Annotated in this window: 17 protein-coding genes; 4 read left to right on the plus strand and 13 right to left on the minus strand. The window is 43.9% G+C overall.

Features of this window, described 5'->3' with window-relative positions; genetic code table 11:
• Positions 1–32 precede the first annotated feature (32 nt).
• Entirely contained in the window at positions 33–1,796 is a 1,764-nt protein-coding gene (locus T3H97_RS16095) for a methyl-accepting chemotaxis protein (RefSeq protein ID WP_328800248.1), read from the plus strand.
• A 96-nt stretch (positions 1,797–1,892) separates the two neighbouring features.
• Here T3H97_RS16095 and T3H97_RS16100 read toward each other — a convergent pair whose 3' ends face one another.
• The 7 genes from T3H97_RS16100 to T3H97_RS16130 form a co-directional block, all read right to left on the minus strand.
• Positions 1,893–2,945 carry a glycoside hydrolase family 53 protein gene (locus tag T3H97_RS16100; RefSeq protein WP_328800249.1) on the minus strand — a complete coding sequence of 351 codons (1,053 nt, stop codon included), beginning with the start codon at positions 2,943–2,945 and terminating at the stop codon, positions 1,893–1,895.
• A gap of 101 nt (positions 2,946–3,046) precedes the next feature.
• Complete coding sequence (locus T3H97_RS16105) at positions 3,047–5,134, minus strand: beta-galactosidase (protein ID WP_328800250.1); 2,088 nt, start codon at positions 5,132–5,134, stop codon at positions 3,047–3,049.
• A 28-nt stretch (positions 5,135–5,162) separates the two neighbouring features.
• The gene (locus tag T3H97_RS16110) at positions 5,163–6,041 is read right to left on the minus strand and encodes a carbohydrate ABC transporter permease (RefSeq protein WP_328800251.1); all 879 of its coding nucleotides are present in this window, start codon (positions 6,039–6,041) and stop codon (positions 5,163–5,165) included.
• A gap of 27 nt (positions 6,042–6,068) precedes the next feature.
• Positions 6,069–6,959: an ABC transporter permease gene (locus T3H97_RS16115; RefSeq protein ID WP_103048599.1), complete on the minus strand. Its 891-nt coding sequence runs from the start codon at positions 6,957–6,959 to the stop codon at positions 6,069–6,071.
• Between the two features lie 245 nt (positions 6,960–7,204).
• Positions 7,205–8,887, minus strand: a complete 1,683-nt coding sequence (locus T3H97_RS16120; RefSeq protein ID WP_328800252.1) for a type 2 periplasmic-binding domain-containing protein — start codon at positions 8,885–8,887, stop codon at positions 7,205–7,207.
• Positions 8,888–9,023: 136 nt separating this feature from the next.
• Positions 9,024–10,649: a response regulator transcription factor gene (locus T3H97_RS16125; protein WP_328800253.1), complete on the minus strand. Its 1,626-nt coding sequence runs from the start codon at positions 10,647–10,649 to the stop codon at positions 9,024–9,026.
• Positions 10,624–12,438: a sensor histidine kinase gene (locus tag T3H97_RS16130; protein WP_328800254.1), complete on the minus strand. Its 1,815-nt coding sequence runs from the start codon at positions 12,436–12,438 to the stop codon at positions 10,624–10,626. Before T3H97_RS16130 ends, T3H97_RS16125 begins: the two co-directional genes overlap by 26 nt.
• 114 nt (positions 12,439–12,552) lie before the next feature.
• Here T3H97_RS16130 and T3H97_RS16135 point away from each other — a divergent pair, with 114 nt between their 5' ends.
• Positions 12,553–12,705, plus strand: coding sequence for a hypothetical protein (locus T3H97_RS16135; RefSeq protein WP_023989363.1), 153 nt, complete (start codon positions 12,553–12,555; stop codon positions 12,703–12,705).
• A 5-nt stretch (positions 12,706–12,710) separates the two neighbouring features.
• Here T3H97_RS16135 and T3H97_RS16140 read toward each other — a convergent pair whose 3' ends face one another.
• On the minus strand, positions 12,711–13,148 hold the full coding sequence (locus tag T3H97_RS16140; RefSeq protein WP_023989364.1) for a NucA/NucB deoxyribonuclease domain-containing protein: 438 nt from the start codon (positions 13,146–13,148) through the stop codon (positions 12,711–12,713).
• Positions 13,149–13,288: 140 nt separating this feature from the next.
• Between T3H97_RS16140 and T3H97_RS16145 the strand changes: the two genes are divergently transcribed.
• Positions 13,289–13,483 carry a hypothetical protein gene (locus tag T3H97_RS16145; protein ID WP_013310963.1) on the plus strand — a complete coding sequence of 65 codons (195 nt, stop codon included), beginning with the start codon at positions 13,289–13,291 and terminating at the stop codon, positions 13,481–13,483.
• A 387-nt stretch (positions 13,484–13,870) separates the two neighbouring features.
• Complete coding sequence (locus T3H97_RS16150; RefSeq protein ID WP_013310964.1) at positions 13,871–14,173, plus strand: hypothetical protein; 303 nt, start codon at positions 13,871–13,873, stop codon at positions 14,171–14,173.
• Between the two features lie 69 nt (positions 14,174–14,242).
• On the opposite strand, the gene T3H97_RS16155 is transcribed toward T3H97_RS16150, so the two are convergent.
• The 5 genes from T3H97_RS16155 to T3H97_RS16175 form a co-directional block, all read right to left on the minus strand.
• Positions 14,243–16,129 carry an Ig-like domain-containing protein gene (locus tag T3H97_RS16155; protein ID WP_328800255.1) on the minus strand — a complete coding sequence of 629 codons (1,887 nt, stop codon included), beginning with the start codon at positions 16,127–16,129 and terminating at the stop codon, positions 14,243–14,245.
• 120 nt (positions 16,130–16,249) lie between these two features.
• Positions 16,250–16,672 carry a hypothetical protein gene (locus T3H97_RS16160; RefSeq protein ID WP_328800256.1) on the minus strand — a complete coding sequence of 141 codons (423 nt, stop codon included), beginning with the start codon at positions 16,670–16,672 and terminating at the stop codon, positions 16,250–16,252.
• 16 nt (positions 16,673–16,688) lie between these two features.
• The gene (locus T3H97_RS16165; protein WP_013310967.1) at positions 16,689–17,357 is read right to left on the minus strand and encodes a uracil-DNA glycosylase; all 669 of its coding nucleotides are present in this window, start codon (positions 17,355–17,357) and stop codon (positions 16,689–16,691) included.
• Between the two features lie 259 nt (positions 17,358–17,616).
• Positions 17,617–18,279, minus strand: a complete 663-nt coding sequence (locus T3H97_RS16170; RefSeq protein WP_328800257.1) for an S-layer homology domain-containing protein — start codon at positions 18,277–18,279, stop codon at positions 17,617–17,619.
• A gap of 120 nt (positions 18,280–18,399) precedes the next feature.
• Complete coding sequence (locus T3H97_RS16175; RefSeq protein ID WP_328800258.1) at positions 18,400–20,460, minus strand: glycosyl hydrolase 115 family protein; 2,061 nt, start codon at positions 20,458–20,460, stop codon at positions 18,400–18,402.
• Between the last annotated feature and the right edge of the window lie 206 nt (positions 20,461–20,666).

Consider the following 20,666-nt stretch of genomic DNA (forward strand, 5'->3'; position numbering starts at 1 on the left):
AACTAAATTGCTAATTCAAAGGAGAAGAAAACGTGAAAAACTTGAAGTGGAGAACTATGTCCTTTTTTGGTAAAAATCTATTAATCTCTTTTCTTAACATCGTATTAATAGGAGCTATTCTCATCACATCCAGTTATATACTTCAAAAGAACATTCTCACCACGCAGCTGCAAGACCAAGTTAAGGTATTGACTAAAAAATGGGCAGAAGATGTTGATAAAACAAAAGTACAACAAGCATTGAATGAAAAAGATTATAACGGCTCTGCTCAACAGGATTTACGCAAATTCCTAGATTCTATCCACACATTTTATCCGAATGTTGCCCAAGCTTACATATTTGGCACAGAACTAACAGAAGGAAATCAAACCTCCATCATTGGCGTTCCTACAAATTTAGTCCAAGCTTTCCAAGACTCGAAGATGAATATTGGGGATATGTATACTCTTCCAGACGAAAATGTACAAGGTGTAAATAAAATGCTTCAATCTAAAGACTCAGCGTTTAGCAGCTTTTATACTGACGATTTTGGCACATGGACGACCATTGTTTACCCAATTACAGATGAAAGCGGTAAAATCACAAGTGCGATATACTTTGACGTAGACGCGAGTTCTGTACCTAACGGACTTCATAAATTGCTTGTATATGGTGTTTCATTGCTCATTCTGTTCCTTGCGATCTTCTTAACGGTCCAATATTTACTGGTAAAACGTACCCTCTCCCCGATTCGTAGCCTGATGAAGGGCATTGAAGAAGTCAGCGAGGGTAATCTGAATGTAAAAATCAAGACAGGTGAGGACGACCTTGGCATTATCAATCAAAAATTTAATTCTATGATCAAACGCCTTAACGATACAATGGTGAAAGTACAGGATACGACACAAGAAGTTACGGGATCTGCCCAGGAATTGTTAAGTATTAGCGAGAAAAACAGTACGAATACGAACGTCATTAATAGCAATATTCAGGAAATAACCCAGGGGCTTGAAGCTCAGGATCACGCAGCACATGAAAGCTCCAGAGCTATGAATGAAATGTCGACAGTTATCCAAACGATTGCCGAAAGCTCCTCTTCCGTAGCCGATCAAGCTTATTCTATGGAAAAACGCTCCGTTGAAGGCAATCAGGTAGCCCAAAAGCTTTCCGCTCAAATGGACTCCATCTCCACTACAATGGAAAGTACAGCTGATTCCGTTAATGCGCTGCAGAACCGTTCTAACGAAATCAGTAATATCGTCAGCATCATTACAGGCATTTCCAGTCAAACGAATCTGCTTGCACTAAACGCTTCTATTGAAGCTGCCAGAGTCGGTGAAGAGGGCAAAGGTTTTGCAGTAGTAGCAGGAGAAGTGCGTAATTTGGCTGAACAGTCTCAAGAGTCTGCCAAACAAATTGCAGAGCTTATTGAAGAAATCCAAAAAGAAATTGAGCAGACTGTAAAAGGCATCAGCCTTGGTACAAAAGAAGTTCAGATTGGGCTAGAAGTTACGAAGCAAACAGGCGAAATGTTCTCTGAAATTTTAGATGCGTCTAATAAAGTGTCGTCACAAATTCAAGAGGTATCCAGCGCAACGGAGCAGATTTCAGCCAGCACGCAGGAAATGTCAGCTACCTCTGACGAGCTCTCTTCGACAGTTAGCAAAACAGTCGACAGCAGTAAACAAATTCAGCATACTATTGGAGAACAGGCTGAGTCTATGGCTTCTATTGTCCAAGCTTCTGACAAGCTTACATTGATGTCCGGGGAGCTGGAAGAGCTCATTTCGTTCTTCAAGGTGAACCGAGAAGCCTAATCCTATAACTTCCAAGTAGCCCTAGATAACAATAAAGAACCTCTAGTCTGCATAGAAAGCGAACTAGAGGTTCTTTGATCTACTCTTACATACTTCTTAATTTATAAATCCTTCCAAAGCTGAGGTTGGTTTACCGTCAGCCTGCCAAGCACCTTTGTTATAACCTTGATTGTAACCTGGAGTTGCAGCCGGCTCCCAATAAAATACCCCTGTACCTTTGCCACCTCCGATGTTCCGAACCTTTGTTTTGATTGCAGAAATAAATGCCTTGGAAGCTGCAGGTTCGTTATATTCCATCCCGATTTCACTGATGACAATGCCTTTTCCGTATTTGGCAATGAGGTTATTGGCATTGGTAATCGTCTGATCCACCTTGCCCTGCCAGTCAGAAGGAGAGGGATACAGAGACAGTCCGATGAGATCAAACTGAGCTCCATTATCAATCAGCCCGCCGATATTCCAGTTCAACACAGAACTGTTATCCCCGTTGGCTAAATGTACGATCGTTTTAGTACTACTGCTTACCGATTTTACAGCATTATTGCCCGTGTTGACGAGCCACGCATAGTTTTTCATGTTCACCGAAGCCTTGCCGTCTTCCCAGAGCATTCCATTGTTCGTCTCATTACCGATCTGCACCCAGTCCGGTGTTACCCCCTTGCTTTTCATCGTGTTCATAACATAGACCGTATGAGACCAGACTGCATCCATAAGTTGTGTAAATGTGAAATTGCGCCACGCATAAGGTTTGTTCTGTTGCCCTGGATCTGCCCAGGAATCACTATAATGTAGAGTCAGCATAACGCTCATACCTAACTTTTTAGCTCGTTGCGCCAGTTCTGCTGCCTTTTCGGCATTCATGTATCCGCTTGCATAATCTTTCATGTCAGGGTTTACCCACACACGGATACGTACCGAGTTGATCTGATAGTCATCTCGCAATATTTGCAGTATATCTCGACGAACACCCTTCTTATCCTTCCAAGTCATACCTTGCGCTTCCATTCCTGCTACCCAGCTTATATCTGCTCCTTTGGCGAAAGCAGGGGCGGCCGAAGCCGCACCCAACCCTACAGAACCGAACGGATACAATAAGCTGGATAACAAGATCAACATCGCAAATACCATCGTGCGGTTACCTGTTTTCATAAGTCATCTCCCATCCGAATTGTATACTTCTCATTGCCTCTGACCAATCTACCAGCTCCCACTCGGGAAAACGACAGAGATCACACTTTAAGTATCATGTTCTATTTATTACGCTCTGTCTTTAAAACCTTAACAGCGTAGGCATCCAATTGAATGCTACCGTCTTCTATCACATGATTTTCAAGCATATCCGCATAAGTTCGTCCATCCAACATAATCTTTTGCGGCTCATGCGTGAAGTTCAATATGAAAATATACTCATGAACTCCATCGGTACGAATCGCCGTATTCACTCCATGAGGCAACTTCACATTGAGCGCTTTACTGATTCCTGCATCATCAATTAAACTTCTGTAAAAATGACTGTGGAATAGTCCGATGTTGCGTGATGCGATGTAATAAGCCTTTCCTTGTCCCAAACGGTTCACCGTCAAAGCTGGGCGTCCTGCATAAAAGTCTGAACCGTACACAGCCAGTACCTCTGCACCCTCTGTATGAATGAGATCACACAATTCTACAGCTTCATACTCCCCTTGCAGATCCAGCTCATTGCCTTCAACCGGCAAAATGTGATTACGGTCATGATCATGCAATCCGTCAATCTCTTCCGACCAGATCCCCAGCGTCTTACGAAGCGGCCCCGGAAAGCCTCCAAGGAAGCACAAATCATGTTCATCTACAATACCAGACCAATAGGTTGCTACGAAAACGCCGCCATTTTCAACAAACTTCTGTATACGCTCCCCCACACCGCTGCGGACCATATACAACATCGGAGCTACCAAAAGTTTGTATTTGGAGAAATCTGCATCCATATGAATAACATCTACGGGCACTCCCTGCTCCCAAAGTGCCAAATAATGCGCTTCAGCTGTCTCCTCATATTTCACACCTTTGTTCCGCGGTCCCTGTGAATCGTTGATTCCCCAACGGTTCTCCCAGTCAAAAATGACTGCGGCCTCCGCCGGTACAGAAGTACCGATAACCTCCTCCAATTTTTCCAGCGCATTGCCGACCTCTGTCACATCTCCGAATACACGAGTGTGCTCATGTCCAACATGATCGACGACTGCACCATGCAGCTTTTCACTCGAACCGCGGCTTTTCCGCCACTGAAAATATTGAACGGTGTCTGACCCGTGTGCCACAGCCTGTAAAGACGATAGCAGATGCATTCCTGGTCGCTTCAGCTTGCTTACGTCTTGCCAGTTCGTCAAACTCGGCGTACTCTCCATGAGCATCCAAGGCTTGCCTCCCTTGATTGAACGAATAATATCGTGCATCATGGCCACTTTAGCAGCCTGACGGCTATCATCCCCCTCACGGTCATGCCACGTTGGGTAACTATCCCAGGATATAACATCGAGCAGATCAGCAAACTTCCAGTAGTTCAATCCTTCAAAAAACTCCATCAAATTGGTTGTGACCGGAATTGCTGGATTTGCAGCCTTGAGCGGCACAATCTCATGCTTGATAAAATCTGCGGTCTGATCGGTCACAAACCGTCTCCAGTCCAAATTCATGGCATGGACCTGTGTTTCACCGTGAGGTGCCGGGGACTCAACTTGGCTCCAATCCGTAATCGTATGACTCCAAAAGGTCGTCCACCATGCGTGATTTAGCTTGTCCAGCGTACCGTATTTATCCTGGACCCAAGCGCGAAATGCCTCCTGACAATAATCACAGTGGCAATCTCCACCAAATTCATTGGAAATATGCCAGCCAATAACAGCCGGATGGTTAGCATAACGCTCGGCTAGCTTCGTATTCATGATACGTACTTTTTCCCGGTAAACAGGCGACGTAGCACAGTGATTATGGCGAAACCCGTGCAGATTACGGACACGGTTAGCCTCCACACGCAGCACCTCAGGATATTTTTGTGACATCCAGGCTGGTCTTGCTCCACTAGGAGTGGCCAAAAATGCATAGATTCCGTTCTCAGCAAACGAATCCAGAATACGATCCAGCCACTCAAACGTAAATACGCCTTCCTCAGGCTCCAATGAAACCCATGAGAAAATACCGACAGACATCACGTTACATTTGGCTAGTTTCATTAGACGGATATCCTCCGCTAACACCTCAGGGTAATGCTGCCATTGCTCCGGGTTATAGTCCGCTCCATGCAGCATACGTGGAACTCGCTCACTAATGGGAGGGTACTTGATTATGTTTTGATTCGTCACTACAAATCATCTCCTTCTATGAATTCTATTACTCTTTGACGGAACCTAGCGTCATACCTTTAACAAAATACTTTTGTAAAAATGGATATACAATTAGAATAGGCGCTGCACCAATGAAAATTTGCGCAGCATTAACCGTCGTTTGAGAAAGTAATTCCATCTCTTTCGGACTCATGCTCATGGAACTCATGTCCTTCTGAATAATTACAGTTTGCAGGAACGTCGCCAGCGGATAATCCTTTGCATTGCTCAAATAGAGCAGACCATCAAACCAGGAGTTCCAATGAAATACCATACTAAACAGCGCAATCGTCGCAATGGAAGGCATGGATATCGGTAAAAAGATACTAAACAATGTCCGAAAATGTCCTGCTCCGTCGATCAATGCGGCCTCTTCCATCTCTTTAGGAATTCCTCTAAAAAAGTTCAACATAAGGATGACCAGAAATGTGTTGACCGCTCCTGGCAAAACAAGTACCCAGAAGCTGTCCATGAGGTGGATCTTTTGAATAACCATATAGAATGGAACCAGACCACCGTTAAAAATCATGCTGAATACGAACAACCATGAATATACGTTTCTGCTACGGAACACAGATGTTTCCTTTGAAAGTGGATAAGCAGCTAAAAAGGTAATAAGCAGTGTCAAGCCGCTTCCCAATACAGTCCGACAGACAGAAATCCAGATGGAGTGCAGAAAAATCGGGTTATTCATCGTCTTCTTATAGGCTTCTAATGAAAATTGCACCGGCCACAGTCCAACCAGATTGGCATCTGCTGCTGATTTAGCACTAAATGATACCGCCAACACATGAATCAGCGGAACGATACACATGATGGACAAAATCACAAGCAAGCAAATATTAAACACATTGAAGATGCGGTATGGCGTTGTTTTATGATACATGACTCTCCCTCTTTCAGCCTCGTGGAATCAAAATATGCGGTAACCTGCCCATTTGTAAGCAAGTCGATAAGATATCAGAATGAGAATCATACTGATAACGGATTTGAACAAGCCGATTGCGGTGGCAAAGCCCATTTCCCCATTGATTAACGCTGTCCGGTAGACGAATGTATCAATAATATCGCCTTTTTGGTAAACCAGCGGATTATAAAGGTTAAATATCTGGTCAAAACCGGCATTCAGAACATTGCCAAGTGCAAGCGTTCCAACAACGACTACCATCGGAATTAACGAAGGTACAGTGATGTGCAGCGTCTGTCTCCAGCGGCTCGCTCCATCCATTTCAGAAGCCTCATACAACGAAGGATTAATTCCCGCCAGTGCAGCAAGAAATACGATGGTGTTGTATCCGAACTCCTTCCATATATCCGATACAATGACAGTAAACCGAAACCAGTTATTATCTCCCAGAAAAAAGATAGGCTGAATCCCGAAACTACCGAGAATACGGTTCATAAATCCATCTGAAGCCAACAGGTCAATCAGAATTCCGCCCAAGATGACCCACGACAGAAAGTGTGGCAGATAAACCAGTGTCTGAATGGATCGCTGTAGTCCGACCTTGCGAATTTCATTCAGCAGTATAGCAAAAACAAACGGAACCACCAGATTGAAAAACATCTTTAACACAGCAATAATTAGCGTATTCCAGACGACTTGTAGACTGTCCTCCCGTTGAAACAAAAAGCGGAAGTTATCCAGTCCAACCCACTCGGAACCAGTTATGCCTAGCCAAGGCTTGTAATTTTGAAAGGCCATCACGATGCCGCCCATCGGAATATAGCTGAACACAATTAAAAAAATGATGGCTGGCAGCAGCATGATATGAAATGGCCACGTACGTTGCAGACTTCTCATTGCAGTTCCTCCTGTAACTCTCATGGTATACTTCAATTATAAAAGCGTTTTCGCTGTCCCAACAGTTCAAAAAACCAACATACATGGCACAAAAGCAATCATTTTTCAAGCTCGCCAAACGAATAAAACTTTTTTTCAAACACACCATGATAGCGCATTCATTTCTACTCGATACGGGTGAAGCTGTAGTAAAAAGGCCGCCCACCTCGGACAGCCCTCCTACTCTGTTACAACATCATTGGTTTTTACTTTTCGACGCTTTTATACCATTCGTTTACTTCATTAGTAATTTGTTCGCCACCAGCTGTTTTCCACGTCTGTACAAAGGTATCAAAAGCAGAGATCGGCTGCTTGCCATAAATAATTTCATTGAAGGTCTGACTTTCAATCTTATCCAGATAGTCCTTTTTAGCCTTCATGGTTGGCGTAGTAGGGCCTGTGAACTGATCTTTCATGGAGATATCCTTCTGTTCCATAAGCACTTTGGCAGCTGCGGGAGTATCTTTCCCGTAGTTCACCATTACATCTTTCTCCAGACGGGTCTTCGGTTCTGCGCCGTTAGCTAAACTTAACAAAGCCTTCATTTGGGCATCAGGTATACGCGCACCATCACGAACCAGCAAATAACGAAAAGAGTTTACATAACCGCCTGGTATTTTATCGATAGACATTAGCTTTCCGCCCGCATCCAAATCATAATCGTAGCCCTTAAACAGCCCATTCGACAAATCGCCGTCTGGTTTGGCATTAGCATAATGGTCAAACAAATAATTTTGATAAGTGAAAAAAGCTTCAGGATGCTGCATTTGTTTGTTGATTAATACAACACCATTGGTATATTGCGTTCCGTGACGCATGGCTTTATTGTCAGGACCTGCTGGAATCTTGATCGGCTTCCACACGGCACCCGGCGCATTTTTGACTGTATCCTGAAGCGGCCAGCCGCTCATCCAATATGGCCCAGGAATCATACCGGCTGTGCCTGCGACTGTAGGTTCTGCCGTTTTATTTTCATCCCACAATGCTGCTTCCTGAGGGATGTATCCCTTTTTGAGCCACTCGCTCAGCTTTTGCAAACCCGGCTTCATGCCAGGCTGAACGGAGCCATATTCCAAACTGCCATTCGTGCCTTTGTTCCACTGCTGAGGTAGTGTGCCATATGCCCCGAAAATCCAGGACGGGTCACCCATCCAAGTGTTCATGGATGTTTTGAAACCGATGCTGAGCGGAGTCACTTTGTTCGGAGCCAGTCCGTCCGGATTTTTATTTTTAAAGGCGTCCATCACTTTTTCCAGATCATCCATCGTCTCTGGAGCCTTCATACCCAGCTTATCCAACCAATCTTGTCGTACCCACAATACATAATCATGGTTATAGGCAAAATCAAGCACAGGAATGCCCATTTTTTTGCCATCTCGGCTATACTGATTCCATACGTTCGTATCCTGATTCATCGCCTGCTTCCAGGAATCCGAAGCGTACTTGTCAAACAACGGACCAGCCTCTGCAAACATACCGGAATCGATCATGTCCTGTGCCAGTTGCTCATTCTCCGTCCCCAATACAACGACGTCCGGCATCTCCTGACCGGAGGACATAGCCAAACGTAGCTTCGTAGCAAATGCGCCATTCGTATCCGTGACGGACCAGAGTGATTTGATATTAATACCGAATTTCTCTTTAGCCCATTTTGTCGCAATGTTATTTTCGATAGATTCACCATTTTTAAATTTTAAGGCGGGATCTACACCCCATACCGTGGAAATTGTGACTTCTGGATTGTATTTTTCTTTGTATACGTTTTCAGTTTTAGCTGTGCTATCCGCATTCCCATCATTTCTCGCTCCTGAGCAGCCCACAAGGCCAACTCCTAATACCATAGTTGCGGCGAGCAACGACAATAGCTTTTTCTTCGAATGAACTCGCATATTGTTCCCCCTCTAAAAATCATTTTCTACTCTTTTATTATAAGAGGGCTTTTCTTCACAGCCTATGTCACAAAATAAATATTTCTGCACCTTTCCCAACTGATCTTTACTGGTTTCGTCCTTACTGGTCCCATCTTTACTGGTCCCGAAATTCATGCGGAGTCATTCCGTAATGCTTTTTGAACATCTTACTGAAATATTGGGGATTCTGATAGCCCAGTTCCGTTGTAATTTCGTATATTTTTTTGTTGGAATATTTGAGCAAATAAAGAGCCCGCTCCATTCTCATTCGAATAATATAGTCACCCAGACCTTCTCCGGTTTCAGCTTTATAAATTTTAGACAGATAGACTGGATGAAGATAGACCTGATCGGCAATCGTCTTAACAGACAGCTCCTGACCTTTATCCTGGGAGATGAGCTCCTGAACCTGCTTGACCACATAGCTTTTAGCGCTTTGCTCGCTTGCGGACCATTCAGATTTAAGTTTGTTCATCATGGAAAATATCCACTCTTTGAGGTGGGGGAACGAATGAACCATTTTCTGCGCATGTACCGGATCGAAGCCTACTTGATCCATCTGTGTAATGAAACGTCCTTGTTTGTGCGCTGTATACATAAAGGCGCTCGTCACCGAAATAAACAGCTCATATAAATGCTCGCGTGTATATCCCACCTCTTCCATTTTTCCAAATACACGGCTCACTTTCGCTTCGGCCTCGTCCCATTGCCTGGACTCTAGCAGATGAGTAAGCGTAGGGTGCATATAAAGCCCCTCCAGTGACTTAATTGAGCTGTGTGGCTGTTCTGTCTGTTCTTCTATGAATAGCAGTGCATCCGTCTCCTCGTGATGGTTCCAGTATAAGGATCTAATCGCTGTCTGATATAGCTTAGGCAGCTCTTCTGGGAACTTAAACCATCCGGTTAATGCAACGTAAATTTCCCCTTTCAAGTAATTGCTCACATTTTTTCGAAAGGTCTCAATCGCCGCACTCAAAAAACGATTCTGCTCATCCGCACTCCGTTCAGGAAATGAATCCCAATTCCCTTCTATTAATACAATTAAGCAGTCATGCGGCGCTTTGCAATGCCAAACGTGAAAATCAGGTGCGAACACTTCTTCGGCAATATTTCCAATCGCATATTCAATTAAGGAGACTGAATGATAGTCCATATCAGAAAAATGCTTCCCTAGCTGAATAAGCAGCATACTGGCAGGATGTCCCGTGCGTAGCTTGATTTCGTACTCAGACATTTTGCTCTCTATTTTTGGTACAGGTAAATCACGCCCGAGTAGCAGATCGTGCATTAAATGGGTCCGCAGCACACCAAAATCGTTTCTGCGGCTATATTGTAATTGGTGAACCTTATCAAATGCTTCCCATTCTTCCTTTAGTGAATCCATGGAGGCTGACACACATTTGATAAACTCTTCATCATCCACCGGTTTTAAAATATAATCAAAAGCCTTAAGCTGGAGCGCTTTTTTCGCATATTCAAAATCAGCATAGCCTGTCAGTAACAAACATCTAATGTGCGGCCATCGCTCGTTCACTTCAACAATCAATTCCAGTCCTGTCATACCAGGCATACGAATATCGGTAACAAGAATTTCAATATCGTACGCTTCCAGCACATCCACTGCTGCTAATGCGGAAGCCGCTTGATGAACCTTCTTGATGCCTAGCGTCTCCCACGGAATGGTAGCTGCCAAACTTTCTGTTACATAACTCTCATCATCTACTAGTAATATCTGAACCATCTGGTCCCTCCGTTTTAACTATATTTGGCGAAGGCTCTATTAAACCATTCGCATGCTCTCCTTCTGTTGAGATCGACCATTTTAAAACTGCACGCAATCCTCCCAATGGAGACAAAGAGAATTCCAGTCCGGCATCTTCCCCAAAATGTAATCGCATGCGTTGATGCACATTCCACAAACCGTATCCATGATCCTCTTCCACAGGCTTGTCAAGCGTTGATGTCAGGGCAGTTATAGCCTCTCTACTCAAACCGAGTCCGTTATCATCCACAATCAGGTACATATACGAGCCAACACGCTCGGTTAAAATATGAATTACGCCATCCTCCGCTTGAGGCTCTATCCCGTGCAGCACCGCATTTTCCACCAGTGGCTGCACTACAAGCGGCGGAATCAGCAGACTGCTGGCCTGTGAAGAAACATGAATTAAGAACGTTAGCCTTGGCATACGCATCTGCTGTATGTTCAAATAATATTGAACAAATTCGACTTCCTCTGACAATGGAACCAAATCCCGCTCCTGTCTTGTTGTATATCGATAATACCTGGATAAATTATGAGCCATGGCCACGACTGCCTCATGATTGCGTAATTTCGCCATACTTGTAATAAACGAAAAACAATTATAAAAAAAATGCGGATTGATTTGTGACTGGAGCTGCTTTAGTCGTGCTTCCTTGACATGTAGCTGCTCAACATACACCTTCTCAAACAGCTCCTGAATCTGTTCGACCATCAGATTGAATTGACTAGACAGGAAAGCAAACTCGTGACTCCCCCTTAGACTTAATCGAACAGCATAGTCTCCATCCTTTAGTCTCCGAAATGCCCGCACAAGCTGAAGAATCGGCACTTGTACCTGTGAATGAAGCAAGTAAGCGCCAATCAAGCCTACCAGCAGCGAGCCAACAACAGTTATATAAAACAGTCGATTCGATGAGTAAATCGGAGACATCATATCGGACAAAGGCATATAATCAATCAAATACCACCCAGTCGTTTGCGAAAGAACGGCATGAACTTGATAGCTTTCTTCTCCAATTTTCACGGTCAGATTATCAACTTCATGGAGCCCCATTTTTTCTAATTTTGAAATCAGCTGTCCAGACAGCTCTTCATTGGCAGTACGATTATAGATCGCTCCTACGCCTTTTTTATAATAAAAAGGCTCCTTTCGACCATCACCTTTGAAGCGGTCAAGCATGTCCTGAATATTACTGCTGTCAAATTCAACCTTAATAATCGTGTTAGCGGTTTCTGGATTACCAAGCGAAGAAAACGGGGATAATGTATACAATGAAAATATAAATTGGTCTTTCCCGTATGATCTTTTTTTGGATACCTGCCAGCCGTCTTTTATCAGCTGATTTAGTTTTTTCTGGTCATACAAACCTGCTCCATTCTCCGATACAACCCGTCCAAGCGAAGGAGAATAGATACTCAGCCCGGTTCTCCAATTAGAAGAGCTTTCCTGAAGCCCAAGCTTGGTTTGGATCCGTTTGACAAGGTTAATTCCATCCAGATTGAGAACCTTGTCCTTCAAAAAAATCGCTTGAAAACTAGCTACATCGGGATCATGAATCAGCAGATGCGGCCAAGAGGAAATCATTTCAATATTCGTGTTCACCTGGTTTTGAAAAAAAGTCAGCTGATTATAATTAGATTGATTCAGCTCCTCACGTAATACACCTGTCGTTGTCTGATTAGAATAGACATACAGGATCAGCATAGGTATAAGCAATACGATAACGATGGAGACGATTTTAGTATAAAAATTAAATTTAAACATGAGTTCTACACATCCTCTGCACAAGAAACAGGCATACTTAAATGGTATGCCAGAGCCCTGACCTTCGTTGCCGTCAGTACATACTATACATTATCAATGGTTGGCGGTGATAATATGTTTGATGCTAAGCAAATGGAATGGTTTAACCAACTATCCGCTGAAGACTTGGCCATTTTAGGTGCCGGCTTCAATACACTAGGCGATTTTTTTGATTTTCTGGCGTTGATTAAGGCCAGACAGGAAACAGCCCAAGGTAATAAAAAGTAATAGCATTATTTCACAACAAATTTCACACGAGTTCCATCCTCATACTCATCCAATTGGTGACTGACCCATGATCCTGCCCCACGATTATCCTTAGGGGCTATGTATTTGATATTTGCACCTTTGCCACCTTCTGAGCACATAGCCATCGGCCATTCGTCACGATCGTATCCTTTACGAGTGGGAACACCTGCAAGCGAATGCTTGCGATTTTGCTCGGCTCCTTCACGGTCAATTGTGCATACCGGTGATTTTCCCGCCTGAATGGCTTCCTTAATATGCTGCGCCGTTTCAGGGTAACGACCTGACGGGAATTGCAGCGTAACCTGAGCCGATGAAGGCGGGTTCTCTCCTGTCATTTTCGTAAGAAGATTGCCTCCTTCAAACCAATACGCGCCCAAAGCTAGCAGCACTAAAGCTATAAAACTTAGCAATTTTTTCTTCAATTTCCCTCTTCCCTTCAAGCTATTCCAGTAGATGCCTTCAACTGACGGAATCCCCGGATTTTATTTTTTGTAACCCCTTACTGACTATAAAAAAAGGTTGAATATTCGACGACAAATAGTATAGAGAGGAGGTTGTACGAATGAACGATGAGATCAAACTGGCCGTGAGCCAAATGCAAGCCGTTGTTATCCGGTTACTGAATGGAAGTACCGTAATTGGCTGGCCTAAGCTCCTATCTGACCAAGAAACTCAGCAATTCAAGCTCTATGATGACGAACACGTATATACGATTTCCGTTAATGATGTGGATACAGTCGCAAGAGTTATTGTATAAGATACAGGAAGCGACTTAATGAGACATCCAGCGGACAAGCCCAAACAAGGCGCACCACAGGAGAAGACTGATCAGAATCCCCCAAAATAAACCTTTAAAAAGCTTCATACCATACTGACAACCTTTCCGACTGGGCTTTTTCCCCATTATAACATGTCAGAAAGACAGCTGTCGCAGCTTGCTCTTATATCATCTTCGTATCATATATATTAAATTTTAAAATCATGACACAAAGGAAAAAATGAAATAATTCCGAAAATTATGCCTGATCACCAGTGAAAATGCAATCATGACATAATAAAAGTCACATTTTAATCAAAATTTAATGAAAGTTTTCCGAAAATGATGTATAATTATTGACATAACAAAACGCACGAGGTGATCATCATGGCATTATTAAACAGAGTTCATGAATTAAAATTGCAACTGCCTAACGAGCATCATAGCATTTCCCAATACGTGGAGCATGCATTGCATTCGATTGACAGTTTTGTGGAGCAACATCGTCAGTTTATAGCCGCTCAGGCTCTATATGGGGAAAAAATCAATGGTACGGAAGAAAGACTGTTCCGAGACACAATTTCTGAGATTAAAGCCCAACTGGTAGCTACTTTGGAAAAGACAGTTGAAGACTTCGCACACAAAGGCGATAAGCACTGGAAAAATCATTATCAGGACGGCGTAGAATAAGCTGAAAATAACCCCCGGTCTTTGGACCGGGGGTTATTTTGTATAAGTGGATGAGGCAATATGCGTAGACTATTTTAACACTCTAGCCGATGTCGCTACAGTCTTACCACCATAGACTACTTTGATACTGGAACTTCCGGTATCAATCGCCTTCACCTGACCGCCAGTAACCTGTACGATCGACGGTTTGGAAGATGTCCATACCGCTGAGCTTGTCACATTAGTAGTTGCCCCTGAATCATAAACTGCATTCACACTAAGTACTTGAGAGGAGCCTTTAGGCAATTTCAGGTTTTTATTGCTCAATACCAGTTTGAGCAGCTTAGGTGTGACCTTGATCTCAACGTTAAACGACTTATCCTGATATGTGCCCGTAATCGTTGCGTTTCCAATTCCAACGGCTTTAATGGAAGAGCCTTTTACGATCGCTACGGAAGCATTCGATGTTGTCCATTTCACTTTACTGCTCAGCGTAGCTTTTTTACCATCCGTATATATGCCGATGACTTTGATGGACTTACTTCCTTTCAAATTCATATCGGCATTCGAAAAGCTTGGTGTCAATGTAGAAATGGCTCCTTCCACAATGACAGGTACTTTCACATATTTGTTCATATACATAGCCTTGATTCCAGAGTTACCGCCATTCACCGCTTTTACTTTACCATTTGCTACTGTAACTGCGGCTGTTGTACCTACCCAGCTTACCTGATTGGTAACATCAAGTATTCCGCCACCAGCCATGTGTGCTTTTACTGTCGGAATACTTGCTTCTTGGCCTGCAACCAATACATATTTTTTCTCAGAAGCGGTCAGCTTGAGCACTTTGTATTGCACAGTCACTGGAATATCCAGTTTGAGCGCACCTACCGTTGCTGTCAATGTTGCACTGCCTGGGTTCACTGCAACTAGCTTACCATTTGCTATTTTAACTGCACTTTCACTGCTTAAACTCCATTTTACATCGGATTGAACTGCTTTTTTTGCTCCATTGACCAAATAAGCAGATATACTCGGAAGAGAAGTTTTGCCTCCTGTTTCGAGAGTCAGACTGGCTTTGCTCGAAACCAGTTTTTCAACCGTTGGAAGTACATTAATCTTCAGAGTCTTGCTCAAACCGTGATAGGACGCTGTAATCGTCGAATTGCCTGCATCCATTGGTGTGATTTTACCTTGCTCGACTGTGGCAACCAGCGGATTGGAGGAAGTCCATTCTGCCGTGTTGGTTACATCTGTTTTGCCGCCAGTCAGGTTAACATCGGTTGCACTAACCTGAATTGGGGAGCTACCCAGAAAGACCGATTTGGCCCCCGTTGCACTCAATACTAACGCCTGAGAAGAAGAACGCACATACACAATCGTTTGTGCTTTAAGTTCATCTTTGCTTGCTTTAATGTAAGTCACGCCTTTGGCAAGTGGACGAACAAGACCATCTTCAACGGTAGCAACAGCCGCATTCGAGGAAGTCCATTCGACACCGGATACATTTTCCGTCCCACCTCCAGTAAGTACACCTTGAGCAGTCAATTGCTTTGATTCTCCGCCAATCGTCAAATTAATGGGACTAGGCGGATTTAATTGCAGCTTGCTGTAAGGCGATTTTACTGTAATCGTTGTACTTACCGTTTGCTGCTCATATGTGGCAACAATCCTAATCTGCCCTTTTGACACAGGAGTAATGAGCCCCTTATCAACCTTTAAAATGCTTGAATCCCCAGAGATCCATTCTGCCTTTTGGGTAACATCTTCTTTGCCCTTCTCTGTCAATGACCACACTTTTAATTGAGCGGGGCTTCCACCTAGATTCAATGTAGTCGGATTTTGACTGTCCCACTGTACCGTGGAGGTCGTGCTCTCCTCAGCCCGGATCAAACCCGCTGGCCATGCTGCAAATACAAACATCAGCAAAGCAAGTAAGAAGGTACTCCGTTTGCTCATACGTTTCATACGCTCCATTCGTTTCTCTCCCTTAGTTTCATCTCTATAAAATAGGATATAATTAACAATCCCATTACTTTTATCGGTTAGCAGCTGACTAAATTGAACCCTTCATCAAAAAAAGGTGAATAATTACAGTTAAAGTTCTCCACGCAGTGACCTTACCACAAACAAATGCTCTTCTTTAGATAAGGTTAGTCCATCTTTAAGGATTACATTGTGTGCCGAGTGACTAACCAGCTTTACATTATAAGCAATCAGCTGATCCTCTCTCCAAATCGTCACCGCCGACTGAAAATGAATGGCATTATCAAACTGTAACGGAACACTCATTACATAACCGATAGCGTTGAGCTTCGCCGGATGGCGGCTTCTACGCTCACGCCCCGGAGGAAGCATGGTAATATACGTAATATTTTCAAAAGGAATAGCCAGCATTTTCGGGCCTAAAATAACGCACTTTCGTATATCATCCCATTTTTCAAGCGTGCCGCGCACCTTCTGGGTATGATCGTTGTTGCCGTGATATAAAATGACCTGACGTCCCTTCCATTGACGCATGTCCTCACCTCCAGTGCTAGCGGTTAGGAATCTCCCACCGAATCGGCTCCATTCCATGCTCCTGCAAAAATGCATTGGTACGCGAAAAAGGCTTGCTGCCAAAAAAGCCTCTGTGAGCCGCCAATGGACTCGGATGAACGGATTTCAGCACCAAATGCTTGCTGGTATTCACGAAGCTTGCTTTTTTCTGAGCATGGCTCCCCCACAAAATAAACACTGCTGGCTGCTCGCGCTCATTAATCGCTTCAATGACAGCATCCGTGAAACGTTCCCAACCTATTCCCTGGTGAGATTGCGGTTGTCCTTCACGCACGGTTAACACGTTGTTTAGCAGCAGCACACCTTGCTCAGCCCAAGGAACGAGGTATCCCTGATTCGGAATGGGAGTACCGATATCATCGCGGAGCTCCTTGTATATATTTAGTAGAGATGGCGGTGTTCGCACACCAGGTCTAACAGAAAAGCTCAAACCGTGAGCTTGTCCCTCTCCATGATATGGATCCTGTCCCAATATAACCGCTTTGGTCAGATGAAATGGCGTTAATTTAAGTGCGGAAAACAAGTCTTCTTTTGGAGGATATACCTTATGTAACTTGTACTCTCGGGCTAACGTATACCTTAATTCATTAAAGTATGGCTTTTCGACCTCTTCTCGTAGTACATCATCCCAGTCATTCCCAAACATGCTCCTGTCTCCTCTCAATATGTAAATCTGTGAAAACGGTAAGCTTTTTGATCCAAAAAAATAAGCTGAACTCCTCATCCGGAGCCAGCTTATTTATTCGTTACCTGTGTTATATGCCGAAGGACCAGGAAAATATCCTTACGGTAATCAGCTACCGCAGGTCTAAATTCGATTTCCTTATTATAACATTAACGATAATGATGTCAAGTAACTGAAAGCTTAATTCCCTCTGAAGAAAAGCTCTTTATTGCTGTATTTGTTACGAGTTTGTATGAGTATTCAGGTATTCCAATGCATTATATAACATAACAGCAGCTTCGGCACGTGTAATCTCTTTTTTTGGATGAAACTTTTCATTTGCATCCAAGGTATTGACCTTGTAGACTAGCGAGCGTTGAATGCTACCTTGGTAAGAAGGCTCCAGTTCACTGTCATCCGCAATATTCGCAGGTGCGATTTTAATCAGCGGAAGAGCGCCTGCTTTTTCCATACCCTGAATCAGCATGTGGGTGAACTGTTCCTTAGTCAGAGCTTTGGCAGGATCAATATCCTTTGGAATAACCACACCATTATAATGAGCGTTGATAAAGGCTTCGGCGTACCATGCATTATCCTTAACATGGGTAAACAGTCTACTGACCTGTGGCTCCTTGTTCAAATCAATGGCGGCCAAACTGAGCTGGAGTCCGCCGGAGATCAACTGAATGCCTTGGGCAGCGGTGACTTTAGATGACGGGAGAAACTGCGTGTCAGAGGCGCCTTTGAGTAAACCCTGATCCTTAAGGGATATAATTTTTTCTTTACCACTTACGTTATCCAAATCCTTAAATTGACGGTCTGCCGCAGACATTTGACCTCCAGTGGAGAAGGACAAAATGGCTACAGTTGTAATGGCTGCAAATGCACTTTTTCTCATACTCATGTTATGTCCCACCTTGTAGTTGAATTAGGCAGCTTGGCCATTAACAACTTCATTGACGTAGTATAAGCTGAAAAGGTTGCAGGCAGACGCTGTTGCTTCTTATGCTACATGCCTTCCTTTTTAATATAATACCTTCTCCAGACAGCGTGCCAACTCATCATCGGGAAGGGGCTTGCGATGCGTATTCTCTAGGTAGATATATTTCTCTGTTTCTGGCATTAAATATTGTTTGGACCACAGGAACATATCCGGACTGTCTCCCTGAAGACGAAGAAATCTCCGCACAGTGTCCGCATGAGAAATAGTGTTATCCAGATTGGTTAACCAATCTGCCCGGTAGAAATGCTCCCATCTTCCAGTTCCTGCGAGCGATAAAGCTTCTTTACCCATTCGGTAGCTCCAAACGGCATGAGAAGCTTGTATAAAAGCTCGTGGATAATCTTTTTCAAGGAACAGCCCATAAGCGCTACATAAGCTTGCCAGTCCACGTGAACCACTCAGATGCAGTTCAATCTGCACAAGCAGTTGATTATACAGCCTGCGACATTCATCTTCAGACAACTGCTTCATGATTCGTAGACACCGCTCTCGCAGTTCAACCCAGTCCGGGATTGCCGACTCGGCTTTTTCCTTGAACCAGCGTACCTGTTCAGGAAAAGGCCTTTCTCCAGTAGCCCAGTACAGCCGTTCATCACTGCCTTCTTTACCTTGTAGCCAATACCCCATAATTTGCCGAGCCGGATGGTGATAGAATTCCTCCCCTGCCCGATCATCCTTATGCGGGCCATAAACGATCGTACAACGGGAATAATCCCGGTATAATTGGGAAATCTCTTGAAGCTGACTACTGTACAGCCGTCCGATAAAATCAGTAAGCTGCTCTTCAGCATCCACTTCACCCTTCGTCCATAAATTTGCTACTAAATCCAGCGTATATACATGTGGCAAAATATTACCTGAATTGACCAGCAGGTACTCGTCCGCCCCTGTAGTAAACGCTGCTGTTAATTCCTCTACAATCAAGCTAGCTGAGGAGGGAAATTGGGTAAGATGGTTCGAGGCTTGCAAGTCGTGGAAGGTCACATGGTAATATACTCCATTCTTGCCCCCATCCTGCGCCTCAGGCAATGTTGGTACACGATAATTAAGATTCCCATGGCGCCGAGATACCATTTTACCGTAACCATTGTCCGCCCATATTTTAATCACCCCTTCGGGTACTTCAATATGCCCCTGCTTGTATAACTCGGCAATCTCACCATACATCGCCATACAGCATACAGGATGCTCCACAGATTCACAGATCATATTGTACTGCTTGCGAACCACATACGAGATTAATTGTCCACGTTTGTCCGGCGTATTAAAGGAAGGATCATCTTCCCAAAAAGGCTTGTCACCCTGCCCGCGAAAAGATAATACCCATACAATCTTCTCTTCCTTTTGCCGTTCAATCGCTTCCTGCCACAGCTGTTCAAACAACTCGGGATGCTCTCTGTAGCTAGCTTGTTTACCCGGAAAGGCGCGCAAAAACATCTCCGCCCCCAACGGTTCAGCATGATGATGTGTGATCCATAAGCCCATGTCTGCTGCAAGCTTATGATGGATACCTGTGCGTGGTAAATCGGTTCCGGGAATCACCATATTTCCACCGCAGCGCAGTAACGCTTCAAAAACCGGCTGCCACACCTGCTCCGTCGGTGGATAATCATCCTTCCAGCCAATCAAGCACACCTCATCATTGACAAACCATCCCCGATATCGGACCTTGGACGGTATACTGTCAACATTCAGACTCGGCAAAACTATGGAATCCCGCTTAGGCGGTAGAATCTCCGCCCAGAACCAGAACGGCTCCACACCCAGAGCGAAACGGCTGTAATGAAGCAGTCCATAAATAATTCCTAATTCATCACGGCCAATAATATGGAGTACCGTTCCCTTGCTACCAACAACAAACCGCAGACAATAGCCCTCTGGCCAATGCGGACAGCTATCTCCTTCCTGCGCATAACGGATAATGATCGAGGGCTCTACTTCTGTTTGCAATGGCTCTTTGCCAAACACTTGCTTATGATCTCGCACAATCATGTTCCAAGCGTGGGCAATGGGCACACTTTCATCAGTTTGAATATTGTATCCGCTTTCAGATGAAATAGTCAGAGGTTCACAGGCTTTCATTTATTGTCATCTCCTATTTTTTTTAACTATGAGGATTCTTATTGTCTTTATTTTATAGGTTGGCAACATACATATAAAGCTGTCCCAACATAAATATAGCTTTTTATCGGTAAATCACTTGAGAGTTGAAGCTTAATTCGAGAAAGAAAAAAGTAAGGAACAGGAGAGAAATAAGAAAGACTTGACTGCTACACTAAAAATGTTCC

It is taken from the genome of Paenibacillus sp. LX16, from assembly GCF_036252815.1.
GTDB classification, from domain to species: domain Bacteria; phylum Bacillota; class Bacilli; order Paenibacillales; family Paenibacillaceae; genus Paenibacillus; species Paenibacillus polymyxa_B.